The sequence below is a fragment of the Actinomyces oris genome, assembly GCF_001937445.1.
Taxonomy (GTDB): Bacteria; Actinomycetota; Actinomycetes; order Actinomycetales; family Actinomycetaceae; genus Actinomyces; species Actinomyces acetigenes.
In genome coordinates this window covers 815-22,891 of sequence record NZ_MSKS01000021.1, presented here as the reverse complement: position 1 = coordinate 22,891, position 22,077 = coordinate 815, and the positions used below count along the sequence as shown (strand labels likewise).

General features: G+C 68.6%; 12 protein-coding genes. 6 read left to right on the top strand and 6 right to left on the bottom strand.

Going from position 1 to position 22,077, the window contains the following annotated elements; all coding sequences use genetic code 11:
- Positions 1-4 precede the first annotated feature (4 nt).
- The 4 genes from BKH20_RS07010 to BKH20_RS06995 all read right to left on the bottom strand — a co-directional run bounded on the left by BKH20_RS07010 (position 5) and on the right by BKH20_RS06995 (position 9,232).
- Positions 5-970 (bottom strand): AAA family ATPase, encoded by a 966-nt coding sequence (locus BKH20_RS07010; RefSeq protein ID WP_003787581.1) that lies wholly within the window; start codon positions 968-970, stop codon positions 5-7.
- A gap of 80 nt (positions 971-1,050) precedes the next feature.
- Positions 1,051-7,341, bottom strand: coding sequence for a fibronectin type III domain-containing protein (locus BKH20_RS07005; RefSeq protein WP_081381639.1), 6,291 nt, complete (start codon positions 7,339-7,341; stop codon positions 1,051-1,053).
- Positions 7,338-7,778, bottom strand: coding sequence for an adenylyltransferase/cytidyltransferase family protein (locus BKH20_RS07000; protein WP_070660973.1), 441 nt, complete (start codon positions 7,776-7,778; stop codon positions 7,338-7,340). The genes BKH20_RS07005 and BKH20_RS07000 overlap by 4 nt, the downstream gene beginning before the upstream one ends.
- Entirely contained in the window at positions 7,778-9,232 is a 1,455-nt protein-coding gene (locus tag BKH20_RS06995) for a sugar transferase (RefSeq protein WP_070660976.1), read from the bottom strand. Before BKH20_RS06995 ends, BKH20_RS07000 begins: the two co-directional genes overlap by 1 nt.
- Before the next feature lie 718 nt (positions 9,233-9,950).
- On the opposite strand from BKH20_RS06995, the gene BKH20_RS06990 reads away from it, so the two are divergent.
- From BKH20_RS06990 to BKH20_RS06980, 3 genes are all read left to right on the top strand, one after another.
- Positions 9,951-11,210, top strand: coding sequence for an oligosaccharide flippase family protein (locus BKH20_RS06990; protein ID WP_075390479.1), 1,260 nt, complete (start codon positions 9,951-9,953; stop codon positions 11,208-11,210).
- A 169-nt stretch (positions 11,211-11,379) separates the two neighbouring features.
- Positions 11,380-12,114, top strand: coding sequence for a CDP-alcohol phosphatidyltransferase family protein (locus tag BKH20_RS06985; protein ID WP_075390464.1), 735 nt, complete (start codon positions 11,380-11,382; stop codon positions 12,112-12,114).
- A gap of 53 nt (positions 12,115-12,167) precedes the next feature.
- A complete protein-coding gene (locus tag BKH20_RS06980) occupies positions 12,168-13,073 on the top strand; it encodes a NodZ family protein (RefSeq protein WP_075390463.1) in 906 nt (301 codons plus the stop codon).
- Positions 13,074-13,179: 106 nt separating this feature from the next.
- On the opposite strand, the gene BKH20_RS06975 is transcribed toward BKH20_RS06980, so the two are convergent.
- Positions 13,180-14,355 carry a glycosyltransferase family 4 protein gene (locus tag BKH20_RS06975; protein ID WP_075390462.1) on the bottom strand — a complete coding sequence of 392 codons (1,176 nt, stop codon included), beginning with the start codon at positions 14,353-14,355 and terminating at the stop codon, positions 13,180-13,182.
- Positions 14,352-15,485, bottom strand: a complete 1,134-nt coding sequence (locus tag BKH20_RS06970) for a DUF1972 domain-containing protein (protein WP_075390478.1) — start codon at positions 15,483-15,485, stop codon at positions 14,352-14,354. The genes BKH20_RS06975 and BKH20_RS06970 overlap by 4 nt, the downstream gene beginning before the upstream one ends.
- A 695-nt stretch (positions 15,486-16,180) precedes the next feature.
- Between BKH20_RS06970 and BKH20_RS06965 the strand changes: the two genes are divergently transcribed.
- The 3 genes from BKH20_RS06965 to BKH20_RS06955 all read left to right on the top strand — a co-directional run bounded on the left by BKH20_RS06965 (position 16,181) and on the right by BKH20_RS06955 (position 22,033).
- Entirely contained in the window at positions 16,181-17,686 is a 1,506-nt protein-coding gene (locus tag BKH20_RS06965; RefSeq protein WP_075390461.1) for a hypothetical protein, read from the top strand.
- Between the two features lie 149 nt (positions 17,687-17,835).
- Positions 17,836-18,513, top strand: a complete 678-nt coding sequence (locus BKH20_RS06960; protein WP_256693068.1) for a hypothetical protein — start codon at positions 17,836-17,838, stop codon at positions 18,511-18,513.
- 454 nt (positions 18,514-18,967) lie between these two features.
- A complete protein-coding gene (locus tag BKH20_RS06955; RefSeq protein ID WP_075390459.1) occupies positions 18,968-22,033 on the top strand; it encodes a LamG domain-containing protein in 3,066 nt (1,021 codons plus the stop codon).
- The last annotated feature ends 44 nt before the right edge of the window (positions 22,034-22,077 follow it).

Sequence of the window (22,077 nt, the reverse complement as noted above, 5' to 3'; positions counted from 1 at the left end):
CGGCTCAGTCGCGGGTCGTGGGGGCGGGGACCTGGGCCAGGGCGGCGGTGATGACGCCGGAGGCGGTGGCACCGGTGAACTCGGCGTCGGGGTCCATGACCAGGCGGTGGGCCCACACGACCTCGGCGAGGTCCTTGACGTCGTCGGGCAGGACGTAGCTGCGCCCCTGGGAGGCGGCCCACACCCGGGCGGCCCGTGCCATGCCGATGGCGCCACGGGTGGACACGCCCATGCGGGTCTCGTCGGCTGCGCGAGTGGCCTCCACCAGCGCCCCGATGTAGTCCAGCACCGAGTTCTCGATGTGGTTCTCCGCGGCGAGGTCGGCCATGGAGGCCACCACGGAGGAGGCCACGACCGCGGACAGGCTCTTGGAACGGTCCGGGTGGGCCGAGCTCGACAGGATCCGGGTGAGCGCCTCCCGGTTGGGGTAGCCCACGGAGGTCTTCATCAGGAAGCGGTCGAGCTGGGCCTCGGGCAGGCGGTAGGTGCCGGCCTGCTCGATGGGGTTCTGGGTGGCGATGACCATGAAGGGTCGCTCGGTCGTGTGGCGCACACCGTCGACCGTCACCTGGGACTCCTCCATGACCTCCAGGAGGGCCGACTGGGTCTTGGGGCTGGCCCGGTTGATCTCGTCGGCCAGGACGATGGAGGAGAAGATTGGGCCGGCGTGGAAGTCCCACGTGCCGGTCTTCTGGTCGTAGATCGTCACGCCCGTGATGTCGCTGGGCAGCAGGTCGGGGGTGAACTGGATGCGCGAGTGCGTCCCCTGCACCGAGGCCGCCAGGGCCCGGGCCAGGGCGGTCTTGCCGGTGCCGGGGGCGTCTTCGAGCAGAAGGTGGCCTTCGGAGAGCATGGTGGTCAGGGCCAGCTTGATCACGTCTTCCTTGTCGAGCAGCGCCTGACCGACGTTGTTGACAATGGTGGAGAAGGCGTCAGCGAACCATGTCGCGTTCTCGGGAGTCATCGGCATGGAATCAATGATCCTTCGAGTGGAGAGAGGTGAGTGTGTGACTTGTTGCGTTCCGGGCATCGATCTGGTTAATGACCCGGTTACTTCTGGGTGCAGGTGACGGTCTGGTTCCATCTCGGTGTGCGGTGAGGGAACTTGTGCCGGGCGTAACCGTTCTTATCGAGAGTGATCTCCTCCTCGTTCCAGGCGGGCTGCCAGTCCCAGGTGTCCCAGTACCAGTAGCCGCAGGACAAGGTGCTGTTGGGGTTGCCGGTGAGGTCGAAGACCATCTGATAGCAGGTGCCCCAAGGGCCGAAGGGGCGGCATGTCTGCGAGTAGTCCACGGAGAACTGCTGCTGCGTGCCAACTGCGACGGGCTGCTTCTTGTCATCGTCGTCATCGTCATCGTCGCCGCTGTGCTTGGGCGGCCTGGTGACGGTGTCGCAGCCCCACTCGGAGGTGCCGGCGTTGTTCCTTGCCCGCACGCACCAGGTGAGCGACTCACCGCGCTTGAGCTTGCCGTCGTAGGTGTCACCGATCTTGACGTTCTCCACGGACTTGCCACCGTCGTCGGTCTGCTCGTACTCGGCGCTCGCGCCGTTGTTGGCCCCGGGGCTCCAGGAGCAGGAGACCTTCTTCTGCTTCTTACCGGTGAGCTCGCAGCTGACCGAGGGAGCCGACGGCGGGCCGTAGGGCGCCACCGGCGAGGAGGCGACGACGTCGGAGTACTGGCCGCTGCCGTTGGCGCGGGCGTAGACGGTGTAGGCCTGCCCGTTGGTCAGTCCCCGGATGGTCGAGGAGCTGGTCCAGGTGACCTGGTCGACGGAGTACTCCACCGTCAGCTCGCCCACGCTCCAGCCGTTGCCGGCCCGGGGCGAGGAGCTCACGGACAGCTCGCCGCTGTTGCCAGTGGCCTTGACGGCGGGGGTCGACGGCGTCAGCGGGGTCGGCTTGTAGGTGTAACTGGCCTGGCCCGAGGTCTTGGAGCCGTGACCGTTGTCGGCCTCGACCCAGAAGGTCCAGGTGCCGCGCGAGACCGAGACCGTGGTGGAGGTGGAGCCTCCCACGTTCTTGGAGTCGCTGGTGTGCCCGTTGGAGTAGTGCAGCGTGTAGCTCACGGGGCTGCCATTGCCGTTGGCGGCCTGCCAGCTGACGGTGAGCGTGCCCCCGTTGGAGGTGATGACGGGGGTCCCGGGGGTGCCGGGCTCGCCGTAGGGCGTCACCGAGTTGGACGCGGAGGACCACTCCGAGACCGTCCCCTGGCTGGACCTGGCGCGCACCTGAGCGGTGTAGGCGCGTCCAGGGGCGACGTCGAAGGAGGCCGAGCCCCCGGAGATGCCCGTCTGCACGGTGCCGTCCGACAGGCGCACGTCGTAGGTCGCCGTGCCCCCGAAGGGGTCGTCCACCTCGGTCCAGGTGGCGGTGAGCTTGCCCGAGCCGGCCGTCAGCGTGGGCGCAGCCGGGGTCTTGGTGGTGGCGTTGTGCTGATAGGACACCGTCGCGGCCTCGGAGTCGCCGTACTTGTTGGTGGCCACGACCTGGATGCTGTAGCTCTGACCGGGCGTCAGGCCGCTGATGAGGCAGCTCGAGGTCGAGCAGGCCTGCTCGGTGCCGTTGACACTGACCTTGTAGCCGGTGATGGGGGAGCCGTTGGCGGAGCCGTCGGTCCAGGACACGCGCGCCGAGTCGGCGCCCACGGGGGTCACGCTCACCCCGGAGGGGGCTGCGGGCGCCACCCCGCCGACCTGCACGGTGATGGTGCCGGTGACGGCCCGGGACTCCGAGCCGGTGGAGTCCAGCACCTTGTACTGCGCGGTGATGGTGCCGTGGAACCCGCTGTTGGGCGTGATCGTCACGGTTGTGCCCGAGGCGCTGATCGCGCCCTGGCCGGAGGTGATCGTCGGGGTGCCGGACAGGGTGATCGGCTTGTCCGGGAAGGGGTTGCTCACCGCCTTGGACACGTCGGTGCTGACCGCCTCTCCGTTGCGGGACTCCAGGTTGATCGGGGCCGTGGTCATGAGGGGCTTGTTGGAGGCGCTGACCCGCACGGGCAGGGAGGCGCTCACCGGCGGGTTGACGCCGTCGGAGACCGTGATCGGGATGGAGCCCGTGGTGCCCTCGGCGGTCTTGTCGGCGGCCTTGACCGACAGCGTCGAGCCGCTCAGGGAGATCTCGAATCCCGCGGGGGCCGGACCGGCCTGGAAGGAGAGCTTGTCACTCGGGTCGGGGTCGGTGGTCATGGCGGCCAGGTTGGCCGTCACGGCCCCCTCGCCGGGGGCGACCGTCACCTCGGTGGGGGTGAAGGTCGGCGGCCGGTTCGTCGAGGACTCCACGATGATCGGCAGCGTGAGCGTCGCGCTCAGGGCGTCCGAGCCGGTGCCGTCGGCCACGGTGAAGGTCACCGAGGTCTGCCCGGTGAAGCCCGAGTCGGGGGTGAAGGACAGCGCCGACCCGCCCGAGGCGGCCTTGGCGTCCTTGGTGCCTTTGGCCATGTGGATGGAGGAGGTGTCCGTGATGACGGGCTTGGTGCCCTCACGGGTGAGGATGTAGGAGGACAGGTTGATGTCCGTGGTCTTGTCCGACAGGACGCGGGCGGGAACGGCCGAGGGGTTGATACGGGGTCGCAGGGCCGAGCGTGCTGGCACGACGACGACGGCGTGACCGGTCAGCCCGTCGGCGTCGGTGATCGTGTAGAGCACGAGCCGCTGGGTCTCACCCACCGTCAGGCTCAGGGAGTCCTTGCCCACCTCGACGTCGGGGTCGGAGGAGGACAGCTTGAGGTCCCACGGCGAGCCGTCGGTGTCCTTGTCGTTGTCCAGGACCGGGACGGTGACCCGGCCGTTGGCGTCGACCTGGTCGACGGTGACGTAGTCGTCCACGCCCACCGGGTTGGCCAGGGGGGCGTTGCTTGAGACCTGGACGGTGACGGTGCCGGTGTCCGTGCCGCCGCGTCCGTCGGAGACGGTGTAGGCGACCGAGTAGTTGCCCTCCTTCTTCGGCAGGTCGAGCACCAGGCGGCCGGCCCGGGTGGACACGCCCAGGGAGGGGTCGCTGGAGACCGGGTCGCCCTCCAGGGACAGGCTGTCGCCGTCGGTGTCCAGGTCGTTGGACAGCACGTCCACAGCCACGGTGCGTCCGGGCTTGGCCACGACCAGGTCGTCGGTGGCCACGGGGGCCACGTTGAGCGGCGAGGCCGGGGCGACCCCCACCCGGACCGTGCCGGTGGCCTGAGCCCCGAAGCGGTCCTCGACGACGTAGGTGAAGGTATCGGTGCCGGTGGCCCCCTCGGAGGGTGTGTAGGTCAGCCACGAGGAGTTGATCTCCACCGAGCCCAGGGACGGGGCCTGGTTGAGGCCCACGAGGCTCACCGAGTCGCCGTCGGGATCGATGCCGTCCAGCGGCACGGTGATGTTCGTGGCCGAGCCGGCCAGGGTGCGGGCCTCCAGGTTGCGCGGTGAGGGCGCGGAGTTGTGCTCGGCGTCCTGGGCGCGCACCTCCACGGTGAGGATGCCCGAGGCGGTCTGGCCCTGGTCGTCCTTGGCCGTGTAGGCGTAGGAGGTGCGGCCGGGCTGGTTGCCGGCGCGGAAGCGGACGGTGTTCTCGCTGACCCAGGCGGTGCCCAGCTCATCGCCCACCAGGCCGACCTGGGAGTCCACCGACAGGTTGAGACCGGCGGGGGAGGAGTCGTTGTCCAGGACCGGCACGGTGACGACGTCGCCGGCTCGCACGACGGCGGTGTCGTTGGTGACCACCGGCGGCTGGGGCTGGGACTGGGTCACCGGGACGATGGAGACCTTCCCGGTGGCGCTGGAGGTGCCGTTGGTGACCGTGTACTCCACCGTCAGGTTGGCCGGCACGGTGCTGGCCGCGCTGATCTGCAGCAGGGAGTGGTCCACGACCGTGACGGTGACCCCGGAGTCCGGCGGGGTCTTGACCGACTGCAGGACCAGGATCCCCCCGGAGGGGTCGAAGTCGTTGTTGAGCGGGGCGATGGTTGTCGAGCCGCCGTTGCGCAGCAGGGCGGTGTCGTTCTCGGCCTCGGGAGGCACGGTGGCGTCGGCCTTGGGCGTGACGTCCACGCGCACGATGCCCTGGGCCGTGTTGGCCCCGTCCATGACGTCGTAGGTGAGGTAGTAGGTCTGGGCCTGGGCATTGGCCTCGGTGGAGAAGGTGAAGACACCGGCCTGCTGGTCGACGCTGATCGAGGTCCCGGCCGGGGCCTCCTGCACCGCGGCCAGGCGCAGGGTCCCCCCGGAGGGGGAGGTGTCGTTGTCCAGGGGCGAGACGACGGCCTTGGTGCCGGCGACGACGCGCACGTGGTCGGCGTTGGCGATCGGCTTGGCCGACTGGGCCGGCTGCACGTCGACCTTGACCACGCCGGAGGCGGTCTCCCGACCGTCGGAGACGGTGACGGTCAGGTCACGGGTGCCGGTGCCTGCGCCCAGCTCGCGCACCGTGACGGTGCCCTCGTTGGAGACCTTGGTGTCCAGGCCATCGCCCTGGGCGGAGACCAGGTAGAGGTCGTCCCCGTCGGGGTCCAGCCAGTGGCCCAGCACGTCCAGGGAGCCGGAGGCCTTCTCGGCGACGGTGAGGGTGGGGGTGGTGATCTGCTTCGGGGCGCCGTTGACGTCCCAGCCGTGGACGTCAACGGTGGCGACGGCGGAGTCGCTCATCCCGCGGCCGTCGTCGGCCGTGTAGGGCACGGAGTAGCTGCCGGAGGCGTTGTCCGGGATGTCCATGCGCAGAGCCAGCCCGCCCTGGGCCTTGGTGGCCTTGAGCGACCCGCCGTTGTCCTGGGGGGTGGCGGTGAGGACGTCGCCGTCGGGATCGGTGTCGTTGGCCAGCACCGGCAGGAGCGCGGAGCGGCCCGGGCGCACGCCGAAGCTGTCATCGACCGCCTTGGGAGGGTGGTTCTCCTCGGTGCGCTCCGGCGGGGTCTGGGAGTCCGAGGTGTTGGCCGAGTCGTCCTTCTGATCGGCGTTGTCGTCGGTCTGGGCGGTCTTGTCCGTCCAGTCGTCGATGAGGACGAGGTCCTCGTTGGGCAGCCACACCGAGCCCGTGTCCAGGTCGTTGAGCACGATGGCGTCGCGGTTGACCCGGAAGATCGGGGCGGAGGAGGAGGCGAGCTTGTCGTCGTGGGCGGTGTCGGTGCCGCCGCCGAACAGTCCCGAGCAGCTGCGCACGAACTGGCCCGAACCGGACCAGGCCGCGTACACGCACTTGCCCAGGCGCACCGGCTGGGCGGGCACGCCCTCGGGGGCGGAGCCCTCCTTGGCCGACGGCGTCCTGGTGACTTTGCCCCCGTCCATGGGGACGGAGATGAGCTCGTTGCGGGAGGCGACCAGGACCGAATCGGCCTCGGGACCGGGCTGCTGGAGCACCAGGCCGGAGGTCCCCAGGTTGACGGACTTGCCCTCGGGCAGGTGGAGGATGCCGGTGCCGCGCTCCAGGACCACGGGCTGGTCGCCGACGGCGGTGATGGCCAGATCGGTCCCGGCGGTCAGCTTCAGGGAGGTGTTCGTGGCCTCCTTCCAGCCCTTGTCGCTGGTTTCCAGGGAGACCAGCGACTTGCTGGTGGCCGAGACGGCGTGGATGGCGCCGTCCTTGCCGATGGCGGCCACGACGTCGGGCATGCCGGTGACCACGGGGGCGGCCGCGGTCAGGGAGCCGGCCTCCTTGGTCTTGGCGGCGCGGATGGTGCCCTGAACCTTGTCGACCGCCATGACCCGGTCTCCGCCCTGGGCGATGGTCACGCCCTTGGTGAGCTGGGTGCGCCCGGAGAAGGCGACCTGGGCGGGGTCGACCGAGGAGACGGAGGCGTCGCCGGAGTCGGGGACCAGGACGTCCTCGGCGTTCTGGGTGACGTCGAAGGAGGACGACGAGGTACGGATCGCGCCGTCGACCTCGCGGGAGGGGTAGTTGAGGCGGGCCACCAGGTGCTTGGAGGTGGAGGTGACCCACACGCCGCCGTCGTTGAGGTGCAGGTCGGCCTGGGCCACGCCCTCGTGGAGCCAGGCGGCCGTTCCCAGGGCGGTGACGCACACGACGGCGGCCAGTGTCGACATGCGCTTGCGCAGCCGCACGCGCTGGGCGCGCGACTGGGGGATGCGGAAGGTCGCGGCCAGTCGGGAGGTGGTGGTGCCGGAGGTCAGGCCCGATCCGACGTCCTGAACGTCGTCGGATCGGGAGGCCCTGCTCCGCCGCCGCAGGCGCAGGGCGCCGGCGGCACGGGCGAGCAGACCGGGACGGTCCGCGGCGGACGACTCGGTCTGGGCGGTGCCGGAGTCGGATCGGTTGCTTCCGCCGTCACCGGCACCGGAGGCGGCTGCGGCGGAGTCGATGCTGCTCGACGGGGTGTCGGGCGTCTCGAAGTCGTTGCGTGAAGTGGTCACTTGGCCCCTTGGGGACTACGGGATGCGACCTCCTGGACGAGGGTGCGTCGCAGCATCGTCGAGGAGGTGGTGGGTGTGTAGGGCAGGTAGATCACCGAGGCCCCGACCTCGGCCATCTCGGCCTCCAGACGGCGGCCCTTGTCGGTGCCCTCCCAGTCAGTGCCCTTGAACAGCACGTCGAAGGGGGAGCGCTTCCAGGCCAGGCGCTTGTCCTGGTCATAGTCGGGGACCACGGAGTCCACCATGCGCAGGGCGGCCACCATGGCCATGCGCTCGGCCAGGGGCACGATGGGGGCGCGTCCCTTCATCCGCTCCAGCGACTCGTCGGTGGCAACCCCCGCGATGAGGCGGTCGCAGCGCTTGGCCGCCTCGGTGAGGATGTTGAGGTGCCCCACGTGCAGCATGTCGAAGCCGCCGGGGACGTAGCCGGTGATCATCAGTAGGCTCCTTTTCCGCCGATAACCGCGCGCAGCGTTCCGGCGAAGATCTTCGCGTCCAGGGCTCCGCCCCGGTTCTCCACGTAGTGACGGTCCAGGGCCACGGTCGAGGCCCAGGACAGGTCCGAGCGTCCGGAGATCTGCCACAGGCCGGTCAGCCCGGGCTTGACCAGGAGACGACGCAGCGCCTCGGCGTCGTACTTGGCGACCTCGACGGGAAGGGCGGGGCGGGGCCCCACCAGGCTCATGTCCCCGCGCACGACGTTGATGAGCTGGGGGAGCTCGTCAATCGACAGGCGGCGGATCCAGCGGCCCACGCGGGTGATGCGCGGGTCCTGACGGTCCTTGAACATGACCTCGTTGCCGGCGTCGCCGCCGGCCTTGACCACCGAGGCGCGGCGCGCGTCGGAGTCGATGTACATGGAACGGAACTTCCACATGGTGAAGGGCTTGCCGTTCTGGCCCACGCGGGTCTGGGTGTAGAAGACCGGACCGGGGGAGTCGAGGCGGATGGCGAGCGCGGTGGCCGCCAGCAGCGGCGAGATGAGGGCCAGCCCAATGGCGCCGGCGAGGCGGTCGAACAGGGCCTTGCCCGCGGCGCGGGTGCGGCGGGTCTTGACGGCGATGAGACCGGTCCAGCCGTGCGTGACGGTCAGGGCCCGCATGCGCCCGGGCACGACGTCCTGCAGCCCGGGGGCGACGACGAGGCGCACCTGGGTGCCCTCCAGGCCGCGCATAAGGGTGACCAGGTCCTCGGGGATGACCGAGCCGACCGTCATGACGGCGTCGATGCGCTCGGCGTGCAGGGTCTGGGCGATGTGCTGGGGGCTGCGCACGGGCTCAGCCGAGTGGAAGGCGCGGTCCTGCCCGGAGGACAGGTAGCCCACGATGAGGAAGCCGTCCATGGGGTGGCGGCGCAGCTGGGTGAGCATGGGCTGGGAGCCCGAGCCCATGACGATGAGGGTGCGACGCAGGGCGTGCCCCTCGAGGCGGCGGCGGCGCAGCCACCCGGCCTCGATGGAGCGTCCGGTGATGGCTAGGAGGAGCTGGACCGCCAGAGTGACCAGCAGGGTGGTCCGGGCAACTCCGGACAGGTCGGCCAGCAGCAGGGCCACCGGGACGCTCACGGCGGCCGCGGCGACGAAGCGGCCCGTGCCGGGGCCGGCCTGCTCGACGGCGTCGATGCCCAGAGCACCCAGGAACCAGGCGACGAGCACCATCGTGACGCCCACGGTGGTCGCGGACCAGACCAGTGGCAGGTGGCCACCCAGGAGGGCGAGCCAGAAGGGGACGGCGACGGCGAAGAGATCGGACAGGACGAGCCAGATGACGAGGTCGTGGCGCGTGCGTGCCCAAGGACTGCGCGGAGCGGTGGGGGAGATGGCGTCGGCTGCTGCTGTCGAGGGACGCCGGTGCTGCTCGCGCTGGGGCAGTGTCAGGGTCGAACTAGACAAGGTGGACTCCGCAGGGATGATCGTGGGTGGGCAATAACTGGTCGGCTAGTGCTGACGGGACGTCGTGAACAGCAGCGTTTTAGAATGCTACTAACTCTTGCGGACGTTATTTGTGGGAAGTGGCCAAGATCGCAGGGACAAGGTGAGGAGTCGAAGGGTTTCTGAGACGTCTGTATGTTACAGGTGAGCAACGATATGGAGGTGTCAATGCACCTGTGAGGGACCTTTCAGGGTTCTTCCAGCGAGCCGCGTTCTGGCTGGTCATGACCGGTTTGCTGGGGTTGTGCCAAGGGGGGTGGGTGGGGGACCGTCTATGTCACAAGACGATAAACAAAAGATACCAGGTCGCCGGTCCTGATGCGTCTACTCTCGTGCCTGTCTTCGGGCGTCTTTCCGATGCCGGATTGTGACCTTCCTACAACATCAGGAGTGCTACGTGACCCAGTCGAGTTCTTCGGCGCCGCAGCCGGCTTCCGAGCCAGCCGTGGCGCAACCGGCGTCCGGCGGTGCCCCGGCGGGTGCCTCTGAGCGCGGGCGAGATGCGGATAGCTCAGGTGCCGCAACCCTCTCGGCGGTTGAGGTGAGTGATGGGGCGGCCGCCTCCCGAGGCTCTCGTCGTTCTCCGCTGCGGCGGCTCGGCGGGGCCCTCAAGCGGGGGTCGTCGTCGGGCGCCAGCTGGTCATCTGTGGGAACCACAGCCGTGGCCAAAGTGGTGGTCATGGGGGTGTCCGGCATCTTCGGGCTGGTCAACACCAGTCTCATCATCAGGCACTTCGGGGCCGACGCCTTCGCCCAGTACGGCCTGCTGGCCACCTTCCCCACCCTCATGCCCTTCACCGACCTGGGCATCGGCGCGGTCATCCTCAACACGGTGGCGAGCTCGAGCGACCCGGCCCACGACTCGACCGTACGGCGCACGATCACCACCGCCGTCCGCGTGCTGCTCGGCTCCGCCCTGGTCATCAGCACCGTCGGCGTCGTCATCCTGCTGCTGGGCGCCTGGCCCTGGCTGCTGGGGAGCAAGCTCATGGAGGGCGGCGGGCTCACCGCCACCGTCTGCCTCATCATCTACGCCGCGGCCCTGCCGCTGTCCGTGGGTCAGCGGGTCATCATCGGCCTGGGGCGCTCAACCACCCAGGTCATCAGTCAGGGGGTCGTCTCCCCGGCCATGTCCTGCTTCCTGCTGCTGGCCATTGTCACCGGACTGGGGCGCGGCAACGCCGTGTCCATCTACTCCTACATCGCCAACGCCCTGGTGTCGGTCATCTGCATCGTCGTCGCCTGGCGCGCCACCCGCCCCCTGTTCAAGGGCGCCCTGAGAGACGTGCCGCGGCTGCGCAGCGTGCGCGGCGTGCGTATCGTCAACACCGCGGGACCCCAGCTGCTGCAGTCCCTGGCCATCCCGATCGCCTTCCAGACCGACCGCCTCCTCCTGTCCCACCTGGGCCAGTCCCAGGCCCTGGCCGAGTACAACCTGGCCAACAACCTGTTCAACATGCTCACCCAGACCGTCATGGCCGCCGGCGTCGCCATGTGGCCCATGTTCGCCAGGGCCCGGGCCGACAAGCGCATCGAGAGCCCCTTCAAGCCGGCCATCGCCTTCAGCGGGGGCGGCTTCCTCCTGGCTCTGGCCCTCGTCGCCATCACCCCCTGGGCCGCCCGAGTCATGTCCCACGGCAAGATCGTCCTCCCAACCGTGCTCGTGTGGGCCTTCGCCGCCTATGTCGCCGTCGAGGCCGGCAAGCAGCCGCTGGGCATGTACATGACCGACCCGCGCGGCCTGCAGTTCCAGGTCATCCCGGTGCTCATCCTGGTGCCGATGAACCTCGCCATCTCCTGGGTCCTCATTGGGCCCTTCGACGCCGCCGGGCCTATCCTGGGCTCGGTGATCTCGGTGGTCCTGTGCCAGATCCTCCCGTATGTCTGGTGGGTTCGCCGGGACGTGGCCAGGCGTCGTCGAGAGCTGGCGCAGCGGTGATCCCCTCCTCGTCGGCCGCCGGTGCGGAGCCGGCTCGCGGAGCCCGGGAGCCGACGCCGTGGCCCGACGCCCGGCCGCTGCCCGATGTCCCCCGACTCCCTGATCTCGCCGTTCCTCATCTGTCCAACACCCGGTCCGGTTCCCCGGACCCCACTCAAGGAGAGGCCTCATGAGCTCCCCTGCTGGTTCCCCCACCATCGCCGAGAACATCAGAGCCCTGTCCCGGGCTCAGAAGTCCAAGGCCGGTGCCCCCCTCTACTCCCGCATCATCAACCGCCCCGCGGGGCGGGTCCTGGCCGCGGTCGCCCACCGGCTGGGCGCGACCCCGGACCAGGTGACGGTCCTGTCGGCACTGTGCACCTACAGTGGCATCGCCCTCATCGCCCTGTGGCGTCCTACAGTCGTGTCCGCCGTGGCGACCGCCCTGCTGCTCATGTTCGGCTACGCCCTCGACGCCGCTGACGGGCAGCTGGCGAGATTGCGCAACGGCGGATCAAAAGCCGGTGAGTGGCTCGACCACGTCGCAGACGTTATTAAGCTCTCGACAATTCACGGAGCCATCGCGATCTCACTATTCCGTTTTGCAGAATTACCGGCCCCGGTCCTGCTTATTCCGCTCGCTTTCGGGGCGGTTCAAAATATTCACTTCTTCAGTTACATTCTGACGTATCAGCTGCGTTATCACGGTGGGACACCCCTGGCCAAGGACGAGTCCCGCCCCGGCGTCCTCAAGTCGGTCCTGTCGGCTCCCACGGACTACGGGCTCATGTGCTTCGTGCTCATGACCCGCTTCGCCCCCACGGTCTTCCTGTGGGTGTACGGCATCATGCTCCTGGGCTACGCGGGCTACGTGTCCCTGGCCCTGCCCAAGTGGTACCGCGACCTGCGCAACGACCTCCAGTAGCCCCTCGCGAGATCTCCAATCGCTTCTCCCTCAAACGTCTGTTAAGGAATCTTATGGCTCTGCTCACCGGCCGCAAGGCGCTACTGGTCTATACGGGACGCAAGGACGGACTGGGCAACCGCGTGCGCGCGCTGCTGTCCGCCCAGGAGCTCGCCCGAGTCGAGGATCGCGACCTCTACTACGTGTGGAGCACCGATGAGTACTTCGGCCCCAGGATGGATGAGCTGTGGCACTTCGAAGGGGGCAGCCCCGTATCGCGCCTGACCTCCCGGGCTCTCCTCCCCCTGGCCCGGTACCGCCGGCCCAAGGGCGTCCGGATCACCGCCGACCTGCGTCGCCGCCACCTGTGGCAGATCCACTCCCACGGCCTGCCCGTCACCTGGGAGGACCCCGCCTGGCGGGGGAGCGCCGGGGAGGGGGCCGGACCCGCCGGGCCGCGTCCCTGGACCGAGCGGCTGCGCGAGCTCACCCCCGTTGACGAGATCGCCGACGAGGTCCGCTCCCTCTACGACGCTCACCTGCGGGGACGCCCCTACGTCGGCATCCAGGTGCGCACCCATGCGGTCTCCCACGCCAAGACCATCGAGTCCTCACCGGTGGAGTGGTTCGCCAACCGGATGCGCCAGATCCGCGCCGACCACCCCGACGTGCCCTTCTTCCTGTCCTGCGACACCCCTGAGGCTCAGAAGCAGCTGGCCGGGGAGTTCGACGGCTGCGTCTTCCTGACCGACAAGGGCGGCTACAACACCGTCAAGGGCGTGCGCTCCGGCCTGGTCGACCTCTACCTGCTGGCCAGCTCCCAGCACCTCATCGGGGCCTCCTTCTCCAGCTTTGTGGAGATGGCCGTCTTCCTGTGCGACGGCGTCGTCCCCTTCGAGCGGCCCGACCAGCCGCTCGAAGGCGAGTTCAGCCTCTCCCTGGGGCTGGCCGAGGACCCGCTGCGCCCCGCCCAGCGCTGACGCCCCACCGAGCCGGGCGTTTTTCGCGTAGCCCTACAGAAAAACCGTAGGGCTACGCGAATTTTGTCGGTCTCGGCAGAACCTCGGAGACCGCGGAGGTGGGGCCTCAGCGCTTGAGGAGCTCGTCGACGATTCGAGTCATCGTGGCGCGGTACCCGGCCACGGAGAAGCGCTCGGCGGCCTCGCGCTCACCCTGGGCGGCGAGCCGGGCCGCCAGGGCCGGGTCGGCCGCCAGGGAACCGAGGGCGTCGGCCAGGGCCTGCGCGTCGTCGGCGGGCACGAGCAGGCCGGTCACCGAGTCGGTGACGACCTCGGCCAGGCCCTGGACCCGGGAGGCCACCAGCGGCCGGGCCGCGTGCATCGCCTCGACCGCCGTGTTCCCGAAGGGCTCGGCCCGGGAGGGCACGACGACGGCGTCGGCGGCCTCCAGCACCGGCCAGGTGGGGTGCACGTACCCCAACAGCTCGACGTGCCCCTCCAGGTCCTCCTGATCGGCGCGCTCACGCAGCTCGGCCTCGTACCACTCGTAGCCGGGGAAGACCGAGCCGCACACGCTCAGGGAGGCGTCCACCCCCGATCGGCGCAGCAGCCCGACGGCGCCGAGAGCCACGTCCACGCCCTTGCGCGGGGACAGGCGCCCCACCATGGCGATCCTGAAGGAGTCCCCGGGCTGCCTGGAGCGCAGGGGCTCCAGGGGCCGGTCCGGTCCGGCGACCCCGTTGTGGACCACCTCCGTGCGCGAGGCCAGTCGCGGCTGGGCGTCCAGCAGCGCGTCGCGGGCCGCCCCGGAGTTCGCCACAATCCGGGACGCCGCCAGCAGCGGGGCGTTGAGCCCGGCGCGGATGATCCGACGCTGGGTGTCCTCGGCCTCGTGCACATGGGCCAGCACCGGGACGCCGGCCGCGCTCGCGGCCACCGGCCACCAGGGGATCGTTACCGTGTTGGTGAGGACCACCTCGGCGCGGCTGGCGCGGATGACCGACCGCAGGCGGGCGACCTCCGGGGCGGCCTGGGCGGACAGCCTCGCCAGACCGGTGGGGCTCAGCAGGGCCTTGCGCAGGACCGTGAAGGGCATGACGGCCACGCGGGCGCCGGCGTCGCGCAGCACCGCCACCAGGGGGCCGTCCTGGGGCAGGGCCACGAGGACCTCGTGGCCGGTCTCGATGAGTCCGTGAATGGTCTCCACCAGCTGCCAGTCCGAGCCGTACAGGTCGGGGGAGGGGTGGGCCACAAGAATCCGGGCGGCACCGGTGCGGGCGCTTCCCGCCCCGCCCCGGCTCACCAGCCCGCCTTCCCGGTGCGGCGTCCGGAGGGGCGACGACGGACGGGGCCCTCGAGCGCCAGGCGCCGGGCCAGGGCCTCGTAGCCGGAGGCCACCTCGTCCCAGTCGTAGAGGGCCGCTCGCTTGCGGGACTCCTCGCCACGCGCGGTCTGGGCCTCGACGTCGGACTCGGCGGAGACGACCAGGGCGGCCACCTCGTCGGGCGTGGTCCAGTAGCGGCCGGCCTCGCCCAGGACCTCGCGGTTGAAGGAGACGTCGAAGGCGTCCACCGCGGCCCCGGCGCCGATGGCGCGCAGAAGAGAGGGGTTCGTCCCGCCCACGGAGTGGCCGTGGTAGTAGACCAGGGCGCCGGAGTAGAGGGCGTCGAGCAGATCCTGGTCCCACAGGCCGCCGAGCAGGCGGACTCGGCCGTCGGCCAGGGACTCGATACGGGCGGTGTAGTCGTCGGCGTAGGGGGCCGAGCCGACGACGACCAGCGGCAGAGCGGCCCCGGAGCGCACGTAGCCCTCCACGATGACGTCGACGTGGTTCTCCACCTCGAAGCGGGCCACCACCAGGTGGAAACCCTTGGGCGTCAGGTCCAGGTCGGCCAGGCGCGAGGTGTCGGCGCAGACGCGGGGCGCCCCGTAGGCGAGAAGGTCGGTGGGGGCGTTGAAGTCCTCGGTGTAGTAGTCGGCGATGCCTTGGGCGTCGGCGATGAGCGCGTCGGAGTAGCGCACGGCCAGGGCCTCAGCGGCGCGGTAGTAGCGCTTGCCGGTAGGGCCCCACTTGCCGCGGCGCCACTCCAGGCCGTCGACATGCGTGGCCACCGGAATGCGTGCGGCGCGCAGGGCCGGCAGGAAGGGGGAGTTCGCGGCGTTGAAGACGAAGGCCACGTCCGGGTGGGTGCGGCGCAGCAGATGGGCCACTGACAGGGCCGTGTGGGACAGGGTCTCCAGGCTGCGGTTCTTCACCGAGGGCAGCTCGACCAGCCGCATTCCCAGGTAGGTGTTGGGAAGCGGGGTGTCCGGCTCAGGGTTGCGGCAGTAGACGAGGACCTGATGACCGCGGTCGGCCAGCCGCCGGCCGACCTCCTCGATGGCGGTCTCGAAACCTCCGTAGCGGGCAGGGACGCCTCGCGTCCCGATCATGGCGATACGGAGCCTGTCCGGGTTCACAGCAGTCAACGGAGTCCTTTCGAAGGGCGGCGGGGCCGCTCAGGGATGGGAACCAATGATCCCCCTCGATGCGACTGCCGGTCACGGCAAGGGCGGAGGATCATCGACGAGGGTGATGGGGAGACGGTGATGACGGTGATGATGATGGTGATGAGACGAGGGACTGGGCTCACGCCCTTGAGGTCGCGGGTTCCTGCGGAGCGCCTACGGACTCGTGGTGCCACGCTCGCCTGGTACACCCGGTCAGCAGTCTAGAGGCAGGCGCCGCCGATACACACCGAACGAGTCGTCACGTCAACACCTCCGGCACCTTGGAGTACGGGGGCGGGGCGCCGCCCTGGTGACGTGCCGGAACTATGGTGGGGGGATCGTGTCCGACTGGTCCACACCACCTGGGCAGGGGCTGAGTATTCCAGCTAAGAATCGGGTGTGGAACCCCGCGGCAGTTAATGAGAGTCTATCTGTGAGAAAAGTGGATGGGGGGCGCCTTCTCGCTTGAGAAGTGATTGATTGCACAACAGGAGCTGGAGTAAAGGCCCCTGGAGTCGTTATCAAAGCGTTATCGCTGTAATACTCTCGTGACCGGCGCCGGTCTTGCTGAGGCAGGGCCATCCCGTCATACCGCGCCACTTACCCACGTTCCCTCACGTCTTAAGAACGGAGCACTCGTGCATCCTTTCCGCGCTGTCTCCAGTGTGGGGGCGGTTCTGACCGCCCTCCCCCTTGCCCTTGGTGCGCTCGTCGCCCCAACTGTTGTCACGCCCCCGGCTGCTGCTGCCCAGGGGCAGGTCACTCTCGCCTCCCCGCAGGTTCTGCCCACCCCCCAGATCGACGGCATCGTCTGGGACCAGGCGGTCGTGGGCAATATCGTCTACGTCGTCGGAGAGTTCAACAATGCCCGCCCCTTCGGTGCGGCCGACGGCGAGAACGAGTCCCCTCGCTACAACGCCATGGCCTTCGACATCACGACCGGCGCGCTGCTTGACTGGGCGCCCAAGGTCAACGGCAAGATCAGCTCGGTCACGGCCTCGGCTGACGGCTCCACCATCTACCTCGGTGGCAACTTCACCTCCGTCAATGATGAGACGGTCTATCGGGTGGCGGCGGTGGACGCCACTGGCAAGCGCAAGCCGCTGGGGGCGTCGGCCAACGGGGCGGTCATGGACCTGGAGCTCTCCCCCGACGGCTCGACCCTGTACCTCGCGGGCTCCTTCACCCAGCTCAACTCCTCGTCGCGTCTGCGCGCCGGCGCTGTGGATCTGAAGACGCACCGGGTGACCGGCTTCGCCCCGCAGGTTGATAACTACATGGTGCGCTCCATCACGGTGGCGGCTGACAACTCCGCTGTGGCGATCGGTGGTTCCTTCACCTCGGTGGGAGGGTCCTCCGATGCGTACGGTCTCGCTGTTCTGGAGAAGGACGGGTCCCTGCGTCACACCAATATCGCCGGCGTTGTCCGCAACGCAGGGAGGGACTCCGGGATCATGAGTGTGAAGTCCGACTCCCGGGGGCTCTACGCCGTTGCCTACTCTCAGGAAGGCGCCTTTGAGGGGATGTTCCGGGCCAGCTGGACCACCGGGGACATCGACCTCATGGCCGACTGTCACGGCGACACCTATGACGTGCTGCCCACCAATGACGTCATCTACATCGCCAGCCACACCCACGACTGCAGCAACATCGGCGGCTTCGCTGACGGGGAGGAGAACGGCAAGTATCACCACGCCGTCGGCTTCTCCAGCACGGCCACCGGAACCGTGCAGCGCAACAAGGTCTGGGGCTACACCGACTTCGAGGGGCAGCCTGCGCCCACTCAGTACAACGGCTTCCTGCCCGGTTTTGCCAATGGTAGCTACAGCGGACTGAACCAGGCCGTCTGGACCGTTGAGGGCAACGGCCAGTACATCGTCTATGGCGGTGAGTTCGTCGCGGTCAACGGTATCCACCAGCAGGGGCTCGTGCGCTTCTCCGCGAGCGGAGGCGATGCCAACGGTCAAGGGGGCAACGACAACAACGGCAAGGACAACAACGGCAAGGACAAGAACGGCAAGGACAAGAAGAACAAGGACAAGAAGGATAAGAAGAACAAGAAGAAGCATGACGACTGGGGCGACCAGGATGGCTGGGACAACCAGGGCGGCTGGGACAACTGGGACGATCAGGATGATGAGTGATGATGACGGCCATGAGAGCCGTCGGGTCTGCGGACCTTCGCGGCGTATCCCCTGAATCCGCCGGTTCTATGTCCGGTGGCGGTGTGCTCCCGAACTCAGTGATCGCTGAGGACGGTGCAGGGCGTCGCGGAGGTCGTACGCTTCGGCACGTGTCACGAACTCGAATGCTGATCCTCCCCGCCGTCCTGGTACTGGGTCTGGGACTGGCCGCCTGTGGAGGCGGAAAGTCCCAGAGCACTGCCAGTCCCTCCGCCCCGGCCTCTGCCAGTGGCTCGGCCTTTGCTCAGGCCGCCCCCTCGAACGTCGCCACACCGACGGTCCAGACCGCGAAACCGACGACGGCGCCGGCATCTCCCTCGGGTGACGTCTCCACCCCGGATGCCTCCTCGATCGACCCCAAGGCCGTTGAGACCGGGGATCTGTCGAAGGATGAGTACCCCGAGGTGGGCCTGGACAAGTCCGTCCGTGTTGATGGGGATCTGGTGATCTCCCTGGGGCAGATGCAGGCGAAGGACTTCGCCAGCGGTCCCGGCGAGGTGGGAGGTGCTGGTGTCCTGATCCCAGTGACGGTGACGAACAGGTCCAGCCAGGAGCTGCCGCTGGCCAGCGTGCTGTCCACCACCGTCAACTACGGCGAGGGCGCTGGTACCCCCGCCTCCGAGATCGTCTCGGCCTCGGATGCGGTGCCGGCCAAGCTCGCAGCCGGTGAGACGGTGACTGTGAATCGAGCCTTCGTCATCCCGGCGGAGGGGCGAGGAAATATCAAGGTCGTTGTCGATCTGGGTGCGGACCACGGAGCCGCCACCTTCCGGGGGTCCGCAGGCTGACCCAGGACGAGTCCTCCGAGGGTGTTGACCACCCTTCCGTGTGTCTGTATCAAGGCGCCGTCCGTTGCTCATGAAAGTGAGCGTCGGACGGCGCCTTGGCGTGCTGGATGATCCGCTTGGGGGCCCCGTTGGAGGCCGTGACCGTTGCTTCGTCGTGACATGAGGTGAATCGACACTGAAAGCAACCTGAGTTGTGTCTATATAGAGGGTGTTTCCAATCGTGGAGGCTTATGGGTGCTGCGGACTCCTTGAAACGACGGGAGTATGGCGGGATTTGAACGAAGGGTCGGTGTGTGGCGGAATTGTCCTGCTCTGTGGTGTGCACCAAAACGGGGGCGGGCAGGTTGTTGACGGTGTACGATGAGCCCGCCCGTCGACCCGTGTCGGGCGCGGAATACCAGCCATTCGTAAGGTTGCGTGTCCGTGATCTGAGTATGTTCTGAATGGAATACCTGTGAAGCTCCCCCGCCGATTCCTGAGCGGCCTGCTGGCCGCGGCTCTCGTTTCCATCGGTGCCGTCACGCTCGCTCCGGCCTCCCCTGCCGCCGCGGACCCTGCGCCCACCCCCGCCGGCGCTGCCGGTACTCCCAACACCGTCTCCGCCGATGCCCTGCCCACCGCCCAGATCAATGGCATTGTCTGGGACCAGGTCGTGGTCGGGGACATCGTCTACGCCGTCGGGAAGTTCTCCGCGGTCAGGCCGGCAGGATCGCCTGCCGGCCAGAATGAGTCGCCGCGCGGCAACGCGATGGCCTACAACATCAACACCGGTGAGATCCTCGACTGGGCGCCCACCACCAATGGCACCATCAACGCCATTGCCGCCTCCGCCGACGGCCAGACCCTCTACCTGGGCGGGGAGTTCACGACGCTGGACAACCAGACCGCCTGGCGTGTCGGAGCGGTCCGGGCCTCCGATGGCCAGCGCGCTCCGCTGGGCGCCTCGGCCAACGGCAGCGTCAAGGCCCTGAGCGTCTCGCCCAACGGGCAGACCCTGTACATCGGCGGAGCCTTCACCCAGATCAACTCCTCGGCCCGCCAGCGCGTCGCCGCGCTCAACCTGAGCAATCAGCAGCTGACGAGCTTCGCGCCGAAGATCGACAACTACTACGTGCGCAGCATCGTCGAGGCCGTTGACGGCTCGGCAGTGGCCATCGGTGGGGCCTTCGAGTCTGTCGGGGGCAGTGACAAGCCCGGTCACGGGATCGCCATCTTCGAGAAGGACGGCACCCTGCGCAAGAACAACGCCTCCAGCGTGGTCCACGGCGCCGGCGCTGAGGCCTCCGTCATGAGCGTCAAGGCTGATGAGCAGGGCCTGTACGCGGCGAGCTACTCCCGGCTCGGCACCTTCGAAGGCGTCATGCGCCTGAACTGGGTCACCGGGGACATCGACTACATGGCCGACTGCCACGGCGACTCCTACGACGTCCTCCCCGCCGGTGACGTCATCTACGCCGCCAGCCACTCCCACGACTGCTCCAACATCGGTGGCTTCCCGGACGTCTCGTACCACTACCACAACGCAGTGGCCTACACGAACGCCGCCACTGGAACGGTGGAGGAGAACCACGCCTGGGGCTACAAGAACTACGCCGGCCAGAACGCCACCACGAACCTCAACTTCTACCCCGACTTCACGCCGGGCAAGATCTCCGGCGCCATCCAGGCGACCTGGACCGTCGAGGGCAACGACAAGTACGTCGTCTACGGCGGTGAGTTCCTGGCCGTCAACGGCACAGCCCAGCAAGGACTGGTGCGCTTCGCCCGCCGTGACATCGCCCCGAACAAGCAGGGGCCCATGGACAAGGGCGGTGCCTTCAAGGTCTCCGGCACCTCGCCGCGTGCAGGCGTCGTCTCCCTGTCCTTCAAGGCCAACTGGGACCGGGACGACAAGACCCTGACCTACAACGTCTACCGCGACTCCATGGACGGCCAGCCGGTCACCAGCCAGACGGCGACCGCCGGCTTCTGGGAGCGCCCCGACCTCAGTGCCACCGACGTCGTCGAGCCCGGAAGCACGCACCGCTACCGGGTCCAGGTGACCGACCAGTGGGGGGCCTCCACGGTCTCGGACTGGGTGACGGTCAAAGCCGCTGAGGGCCAGGGCCTGAGCAAGTACGGCGCCCGCGTCCTGGCCGACGGCGCCGCCCACTACTGGTCCTTCGACGAGACCAGCGGCGACAAGGCCGAGGACTTCGTGGCCCAGCGCAACCTGACGATCCGCGGCAAGGCCTACACACGCGGAGCCAAGTCCGTCCTGGGATCGGGGGCCTCGCTCGGCCTGACCTCGGACGCCACGAACAAGTCGCACGCCGCGACACGCGTCGCCTCCCAGGCGCCCACCGCCTTCTCCATGGAGGCGTGGGTCCGCACGACCTCGACCTCGGGCGGGGAGATCATGGGCTACGGCTCCTCCGCGGCCAACCAGTCGTGGAACCGTGACCGCATGGTGTACATGCGCAATGACGGCACGCTCAGCTTCATGCTCTACCCGGGCAAGCTGACCACCATCACCACTCCTAAGAGCTACAACGACGGGCAGTGGCACCACATCGTGGCCTCCATGAGCCCGACCGCCGGCGCCATGCTCTACGTGGACGGCAACCTCGCCGCCTTCGACGCCGCCATGACAGCGGGGCAGAGCTACTCCGGTTACTGGCGCATCGGTGGAGACGCCCTCAGCGGTGTCAACGGCCAGCCCTCCAACACCAACATCCAGGCCGACATCGACGAGGCCGCCGTCTACAGCACACCGCTGTCGCCGCGGCAGATCGCCGAGCACTACACCGCGGCCACCGGCAAGCAGGTCGAGCCGGACAAGGGCGATGGCAAGGGTAAGGACAACGGTAAGGACAACGCCGGCAAGGACAAGGGCAAGCAGCCCGAGGGCAAGGCCCTGCTGGACGACTCCTTCGAGCGCAGCGTCAACGGCGGCTGGGGCAAGGCCCAGGCCGGCGGTGAGTGGAAGACCACCTGGAACGCCGCGGCCTTCTCCGTCGACGGCACCAGCGGCCGGATCGCCATGGCCGGTCCGCGCTCCTCGGCCTCCATCATCTCCGACCCGATCAAGTCGACCTCCACCGACGCCGTCGTGGACTTCTCCCTGGACGCGGTGCCCGCCGGTAACGGTGCCTTCATCTCCTACGCCGCCCGCACGACCAAGGCCGGTCAGTACCAGGCCACGGTTCGCATCGGCGGCGCCGGTAACCCGGTGGTCACGGTCTCGCGCGTGGTCAAGGGCAAGGAGACCTCCCTGGGCTCCTACGTGATGAAACAGCCCTACACAGCCGGTCAGCCGCTCCACCTGCGCATGGTGGTTGACGGCGCGGAGTCGACCACCATCCAGACCAAGCTCTGGGCAGGAGACACCGAGCCCGCCGAGTGGGGGATCGAGGCCGTCGACAACGACAAGACCCTCAACGAGGCCGGAACCGTGGGGCTGACCACCTACATGTCCAGTTCGGCCGGACCGCAGACCGTCACCCTGGCGGTCGACAAGGTCACCATCAAGCAGCACTGACGCCGTCGAGCGCAGCGCGCCTGCGGGGCGGGCCGGGAAGACAC

What these genes read in the sequence shown, in the direction of transcription:
- BKH20_RS07010 (WP_003787581.1), bottom strand. Translation starts at nt 970, where the DNA reads ATGCCGATGACTCCCGAGAACGCGACATGGTTCGCTGACGCCTTCTCC.
- BKH20_RS07000 (WP_070660973.1), bottom strand. Translation starts at nt 7,778, where the DNA reads ATGATCACCGGCTACGTCCCCGGCGGCTTCGACATGCTGCACGTGGGG.
- BKH20_RS06990 (WP_075390479.1), top strand. Translation starts at nt 9,951, where the DNA reads ATGGGGGTGTCCGGCATCTTCGGGCTGGTCAACACCAGTCTCATCATC.
- BKH20_RS06985 (WP_075390464.1), top strand. Translation starts at nt 11,380, where the DNA reads ATGAGCTCCCCTGCTGGTTCCCCCACCATCGCCGAGAACATCAGAGCC.
- BKH20_RS06980 (WP_075390463.1), top strand. Translation starts at nt 12,168, where the DNA reads ATGGCTCTGCTCACCGGCCGCAAGGCGCTACTGGTCTATACGGGACGC.
- BKH20_RS06970 (WP_075390478.1), bottom strand. Translation starts at nt 15,485, where the DNA reads ATGATCGGGACGCGAGGCGTCCCTGCCCGCTACGGAGGTTTCGAGACC.